Raw genomic sequence first — 6,297 nt, 5'->3', positions numbered from 1 at the left:
CATGACCCCACCCCTCTTGCACTTGCATCCCCACCCCTCCTGACGTTTCCTAGCCCGCCAAGCGGGACACCCAAAAGCCCAAACGCACATGAAACAATATCACGACCTGCTCCAGCACATCCTCGACCACGGCCGGTTCAAACACGACCGGACCGGCACCGGCACCTGGTCCGTCTTCGGCTACCAGATGCGCTTTGACCTCCGCGCCGGTTTCCCCCTCGTCACCACCAAGAAAATCCATTGGAAAAGCGTCGTCTACGAACTGCTCTGGTTCATCCGCGGCGACACCAACGTCCGCTGGCTCCAACAACACGGCGTCACCATCTGGGACGAATGGGCCGATCCCGACGGCAACCTCGGCCGCATCTACGGCGCCCAATGGCGCGACTGGCGCACCCCGGACGGCCGCTCCATCGACCAGCTCGCACGCGTCATTGAGGAAATCCAGCGTAACCCGGACAGCCGCCGCCTCATCGTCACCGCTTGGAACCCCGGAGAACTCCACCAAATGGCCCTCCCACCCTGCCACACCCTCTTCCAATTCTACGTCCTCGACGGCCACCTCAGTTGCCAGCTCTACCAGCGCAGCGCCGACGCCTTCCTCGGCGTCCCGTTCAACATCGCCAGCTACAGCCTCCTCACCCTCATGATCGCACACGTCTGCAACCTCCAACCCGGCGAATTCATCCACACCTTCGGCGACCTCCACCTCTACGCCAACCACCTCGAACAAGCCCGCCTCCAACTCTCCCGCCAACCGCGCCCCCTCCCCACCGTCAGACTCAACCCCGCAGTCCGTAAACTCGAAGACTTCCGATTCGAGGACATCGAATTGATCGGTTACGACCCCTGGCCCGCCATCAAAGCCCCCGTCGCCGTCTGAAAACCACAACCATCCCCGGCCCAACCGTGAATACCACCTCCACCAACACCCAACCGCCGGTCCCCCCAACCTCAGACCCACTCCTCACCCGCCGGTTCGGGTCCACCGACTTCTGGGCCCTCCATCCCAACATCACCTTCCTGAACCACGGCGCCTTCGGCAGCTGCCCCCGACCCGTCCTCCAACGCCAGCACACCCTCCAAAACCACATCGAAAACCAGCCCGTCCGCTTCTTCGTCGACGAATTCGAACCCCTCTGGGACGCAGCCCGGACCGAACTCGCACGGTTTCTCGGCACCAGCCCCGACCGCCTCGTGTTCGTCCGTAACGCCACCGAGGGCGTCAACATCCTCCTCCGCGCCTTTCCCTGGCAACCGGGCGACGAAGTCCTCGTAACCGATCACGAATACAACGCGTGCCGCAACGCCCTCCACCGCATCGCCACCGAACACCACGCCCGCATCTGCATCGTCCAAATCCCCTTCCCCATCCCCGGCCCGGACGCCGTCCTGAACTTGCTCCTGAACGCCCTGTCCCCCCACACCCGGCTCGCACTCCTCGACCACGTCACCAGCCCCACCGGACTCGTCTTCCCCATCGAAACCATCGTGCCCACACTCCGCCAGCACGGCGTCGAGGTCATCGTCGACGGCGCCCACGGCCCCGGCCTGCTCCCCCTCCAGCTCGACGCCCTCAACTGCCTCGGTTACACCGGCAACTGCCACAAATGGCTCTGCGCACCCAAGGGCGCCGCGTTCCTCTGCGTCCGACCCGACTTCCAAACCCGGGTCCGCCCGCTCATCACCAGCCACGGCGCCAACAGCAACCGTACCGACCGCAACCGGTTCCTCCTGGAGTTCGGTTGGATGGGCACCATGGACCCCACCCCGTGGCTCTGCGTGCCCGAGGCCATCCGGACCGTCGGTTCCCTCCTGCCCGGCGGCTGGCCCGCCATCCAGCAACGCAACCGCACCCTGGCCCTCCACCTCCGCAACCGCTTGTGCCAGCTCTTCCAAATCCCGCCACCCGCACCCGACTCCATGCTTGCCGCCATGGTCGCCATCCCGCTACCACCGGCCGCACCCGACGACATCCCGCGCATCCGAAACGGCCTGGACCCGCTCTGCGACCTCCTCTGGCAGCAACACCGCATCGAAGTGCCCGTCTTCCCATGGCCGCAACCGCCCGCACGCGTCCTCCGCGTCTCCACACACCTGTACAACTGCTGGGACGATTGCGAGCGACTCCTCGACGCCCTGGGAAGATGGAAACACAGCCTCCAAGCCCGTTGAAACCAGCCCGTTCCACAACGCCCCATGCCGGCACAGCCTGATCCATCCACCCCCGCACAGCCCTTCATCGCCATCGCCGCCATGGCCCTGAACCGCGTCATCGGTTCCCACGGCCGGCTGCCCTGGCATCTGCCGGAAGACTTCCGCTGGTTCCGCCAAACCACCCTCGGCCACGTCCTCGTCATGGGCCGGCGCACCTTCGAAGCCATCGGCCGACCTCTGCCGGGCCGCGAAACCATCGTCCTCACCCGCCACCACCCCGGCTGGCCCGGAGTCCGCATCGCCCGGGACTGGAACGAGGTGCGCGCCCTCACCCGCGGTCGCAAGGCCTTCATCTGCGGCGGCGCCGACATCTACGCCCAGGCACTTCCCTGGTGCTCCGACCTCTACCTCACCCTCGTCCAACGCGAAGTCCACGGCGACGCCTTCTTCCCGCCCTTCGAACACCGGTTCGAACTGGTCCGGGAAATCCTGACCCACCCGGAATTCCGCATCCTGCATTACCGCCAAAAAACCGCGGCACCCGGCCCGGATCGTCCGTGAACGCCCCACCCCTTCCGCCCCGGCTCGACCCCCACCGCCGCGCACAACCGCATACCACCCCGGAAAACAAAGCCGCCGTCGGACCCCACCGGCCCGACGGCGGCCTTTCAAACCAACCGCCTCATTTCGTGGCCTCCGCCAGCGGCCCGCTCAACGGCACCACCGGCGATTGCAACCCGATCTTCGAAGCCACAAAATACACCACGAAACCCACCACAAACGCCAGCACGGGCGCCGCCGGCACCGCCACGTTCAAATTCGGCAGAATGCCCACCACAAAACCCAGCGCCCACGCCAGCCACCCAGCCGGATTAAACCCTGCCCGCGGCCCGGTCCAACGCCCGCCGCTCAACAGGTAATCCGCCACCATCGCACCGCAAATCGGGCCGAACGAAGCCCCAATGATCGTAAAGACCGCCACCAGCTTGCCCGCCCAGCCAAACATCGCCAGCACAATGCTCACCACCGTGCCGATCCCCACCGACACGAACGGATTCACCTTCGGCAGCGTGGTCTTGAAGCTGTTGGCCGCAATAAACGAGGAGAAACACGCCGGCGGAAACGCCGCCAGCGCCAGCAACAGCCAGAACACCTTCGCCGCCTTCTCACCCACCACGCTCACCATCAGACTCGTGGCCGTCACCCCCTCCGGCGAATTCGCCCCGGCCTGACCATAAGCACCCGCCACAATCAACAGGCTCAACCCCGCCGTCACCAGGATCGCCAGCCCAATCCCCACCAAACCGCCCATCTGCACGTCCTTCTTGTCACGGTTGTTCAGACCAAAATCCACACCGGCCGCACCCGCCGTGGCGAAAAAGCCCACCACGTAGGTCAACATCAGCGCAATCACCGCACCGGCGCTCAGTGGTTGCGCCACCTTCCCCGCCTTCACCAGGACCTGGGGATCAAAGCTCCCCACACCCCCCACCGTCTTTACAAACAGGATCAACAAAATGATCAACGGCAACAGCGGCAGGTACGTCGCCACCTTCGCCACATACTGGATCCCCTTCAACCCCATGAACGCCGCCAACGCCGCCCAGATCACCACCAGAATCGCATGGCCCGGCACCGGATAAGTGGAATCCGCCGTCAACGAGCCGCCCGAAAACGTGTTGTACAACAGCATGGACGAGAAAAAGGCGTTTACGCCCAACCAACCGAACTGCAACACCCCCATCAAAAAGCCGGGCATGATGAACCCGCCCTGCGCCCCAAAGGTTGACGTCCCCACAATGTACAACGGCAGGCCGGTCCGCATCCCAAACAAACCCGGCACCAGGTAAAACAGGTAATGACACGCCAGCGCCGACAACAACAGCCCCAGCAGCGCCACACCCAGACCCGCCGACAGGGACTGTCCCCCGTTCGTCACGGGGTCCCAAAACACAAACCACAGAAAAATCCCCGCATACGTCGGCGCGGTGTTCTTGTACCATGGCGCCCGTTTGTCCATCGGATTGGGCGTCGCGCTGGTGATGTAACCCGGAAGAGAGGTCGCAGGTTGAGGAGTGGTTTCGTTCATGACACCGGTTGTTGGGTTGAAAAACCGCCGCCAGCACCCGACTCCGGCCCCGCCACAGGGCACCCGGTGCGACGAATGCCGACGGTCGTTTCCATGATTGCGCTTCCGACCGCGCGCGGTCCCGTCTCAACGACCCCCCGCGCCCGGTGCGACCTTTCTAATGAACCGCGCCCGATTCTGTCAATCAGAACCTCCAGCCCCCTCCGGGGCCCCCGCCTCCGCCGGCCGGCCCGTACCGGGCATCTCCACCCGCCCGATCAACTCCCGCACATCCCCGATCCCATGCCGCTTCATGTAGGCCTGTAAACCCTCAATCACCTCCAGCGCCGTCCGCGGCGCGTAAAAATTCGCCGTTCCCACCGCCACCGCCGTCGCCCCCGCCAGCAAAAACTCCACCGCATCCGCGGCGCTCTGAATCCCGCCCATCCCGATGATCGGGATCCGCACCGCACACGCCGCATCATACACCAGCTTCACCGCAATCGGTTTGATGCACGGACCGGTCAACCCCCCGATCCCGTTGCCCAGCCGCGGCCGCCGCGTCTCAATGTCAATCGCCAGCGCCGGATAGCTGTTCATGATCGACAACGCGTCGCTCCCCTCCTGCTCCGCCACCCGCGCATACGGCACAATGCTCGTCACATTCGGACTCAACTTCGTGATCAACGGCAGCCGCGTCGCCCTCCGACACGCCGCCACCACACGGCCCAACAACCGACAGTCCGTCCCAAACTGCGCGCCCCCCTCCTTGATGTTCGGACACGACACGTTCAGCTCCAGCGCACCCACACCCTCCAACTCATCAAACCGCCGCGCCACCTCCGCATACTCCTCGATCGTCGTACCCCAGATGTTGATGATCGTCGGCACCCGCAACTGCCGCAAAAACGGCCAGTAGTGCCGGATGAACCCGTCCACGCCGGGCCCCTGCAACCCGATCGCGTTCAACAAACCGCTCGTCACCTCCGCCGTCCGCGGCTTCGGATTCCCCCGCACCGGCCGCAAACAAATCCCCTTCACCGTCACCGCACCCAAACGGTTCAAATCCAGCAACCGCGCATACTCCACCCCGTAACCAAACGTCCCCGACGCCACCGTCACCGGGTTCTGCAACCGCAACCCGCCAATTTGCACCGCCAGATTCATGCCGGTACCTCCCACAACACCCGACGCGCATCAAACACCGGCCCCTCCGTACACGCCCGCTGATATTCCCAGCCCTCCGCCGTCCGCACCGGCACCACACACGTCAAACATACGCCAACCCCGCAACACATGGGCTCGTCCAACGACACCTCCGCCGCCACCCCAAACTCCTCCGCCAAACGCGCCACCGCACGCAGCATCCCCGTAGGCCCGCACGCATACAACTTCCGACCCCGCGCACGCCGGGCCAGCTCCTCCCGCAACGGCTCCGTCACCAGCCCGCGCCACCCGTGGCTCCCATCCTCCGTCGTCACCCGCACCTCCCAGCCCAGCGCCCGAAACTCCTCCTCACACAAAACGTCCCCACGGGTCCGACCCCCCTCAAACAAAATCCCCCGACACGGCGACCGCTCCGCCAACAAATACAGCGCCGCCACTCCGTACCCCCCCGCCACCAACAACGGCTCCTCCTCACCCGCCCGCGGCAAACTAAACCCATGCCCCAACGGACCCAGCACTTCCAACCGTTCCCCGGCCCGCACCCGCGCCAGCGCCGCCGTACCCTTCCCCACCACCTTGTACAGGACCGAAACCGTCTCCCCCTGAACCCGATAAATGCTGAATGGCCTCCGCAACAATGCATCCGCACAACCCGGAACCCGGATGTGCACAAACTGCCCGGGCTGCGCCTCCGCCGCGATCGCCGGCGCCCGCAGCTCCAGCAAATAATACAAACCGGCCCACAGCCGGTTCTCCGTCACTTCCACCAATTCGTCCACCATCAACCCGCGCAACATGAAACGCCCCAGCCGACCTTGTCAACCAACGCTCACCCCTCACGCCCCGCCGGCCCCTTGCAACCTTCAAACCCCCATCCGAGCGGCACAAACCAAAAGGCGAAGCCG

At 64.9% G+C, this 6,297-nt stretch carries 6 protein-coding genes; 3 read left to right on the top strand and 3 right to left on the bottom strand.

What is annotated here, in order from left to right; translation table 11 throughout:
- The first annotated feature begins 88 nt into the window (after window positions 1–88).
- From G4L39_RS00375 to G4L39_RS00365, 3 genes are read left to right on the top strand one after another with little or no spacing between them, the layout of a single operon-like run.
- On the top strand, window positions 89–883 hold the full coding sequence (locus G4L39_RS00375; protein WP_165105064.1) for a thymidylate synthase: 795 nt from the start codon (window positions 89–91) through the stop codon (window positions 881–883).
- A gap of 26 nt (window positions 884–909) precedes the next feature.
- Complete coding sequence (locus tag G4L39_RS00370; RefSeq protein ID WP_165105062.1) at window positions 910–2,175, top strand: aminotransferase class V-fold PLP-dependent enzyme; 1,266 nt, start codon at window positions 910–912, stop codon at window positions 2,173–2,175.
- A 24-nt stretch (window positions 2,176–2,199) separates the two neighbouring features.
- Window positions 2,200–2,718: a dihydrofolate reductase gene (locus G4L39_RS00365; protein WP_165105060.1), complete on the top strand. Its 519-nt coding sequence runs from the start codon at window positions 2,200–2,202 to the stop codon at window positions 2,716–2,718.
- 121 nt (window positions 2,719–2,839) lie between these two features.
- On the opposite strand, the gene G4L39_RS00360 is transcribed toward G4L39_RS00365, so the two are convergent.
- The 3 genes from G4L39_RS00360 to G4L39_RS15275 all read right to left on the bottom strand — a co-directional run bounded on the left by G4L39_RS00360 (window position 2,840) and on the right by G4L39_RS15275 (window position 6,189).
- A complete protein-coding gene (locus G4L39_RS00360) occupies window positions 2,840–4,246 on the bottom strand; it encodes a purine-cytosine permease family protein (protein WP_165105059.1) in 1,407 nt (468 codons plus the stop codon).
- 180 nt (window positions 4,247–4,426) lie between these two features.
- A complete protein-coding gene (locus tag G4L39_RS00355) occupies window positions 4,427–5,392 on the bottom strand; it encodes a dihydroorotate dehydrogenase (protein ID WP_165105057.1) in 966 nt (321 codons plus the stop codon).
- Window positions 5,389–6,189 carry a dihydroorotate dehydrogenase electron transfer subunit gene (locus G4L39_RS15275; RefSeq protein WP_205880674.1) on the bottom strand — a complete coding sequence of 267 codons (801 nt, stop codon included), beginning with the start codon at window positions 6,187–6,189 and terminating at the stop codon, window positions 5,389–5,391. Before G4L39_RS15275 ends, G4L39_RS00355 begins: the two co-directional genes overlap by 4 nt.
- Between the last annotated feature and the right edge of the window lie 108 nt (window positions 6,190–6,297).

The organism is Limisphaera ngatamarikiensis (genome assembly GCF_011044775.1).
Classification (GTDB): domain Bacteria; phylum Verrucomicrobiota; class Verrucomicrobiia; order Limisphaerales; family Limisphaeraceae; genus Limisphaera; species Limisphaera ngatamarikiensis.
This window is presented reverse-complemented; position numbering and strand designations above follow the sequence as displayed.

Bases quoted from the DNA above. Each gene is read 5' to 3' on its own strand.
- G4L39_RS00375 (WP_165105064.1), top strand. From the start codon at position 89: ATGAAACAATATCACGACCTGCTCCAGCACATCCTCGACCACGGCCGG.
- G4L39_RS00365 (WP_165105060.1), top strand. From the start codon at position 2,200: ATGCCGGCACAGCCTGATCCATCCACCCCCGCACAGCCCTTCATCGCC.
- G4L39_RS00360 (WP_165105059.1), bottom strand. From the start codon at position 4,246: ATGAACGAAACCACTCCTCAACCTGCGACCTCTCTTCCGGGTTACATC.
- G4L39_RS00355 (WP_165105057.1), bottom strand. From the start codon at position 5,392: ATGAATCTGGCGGTGCAAATTGGCGGGTTGCGGTTGCAGAACCCGGTG.
- G4L39_RS15275 (WP_205880674.1), bottom strand. From the start codon at position 6,189: ATGTTGCGCGGGTTGATGGTGGACGAATTGGTGGAAGTGACGGAGAAC.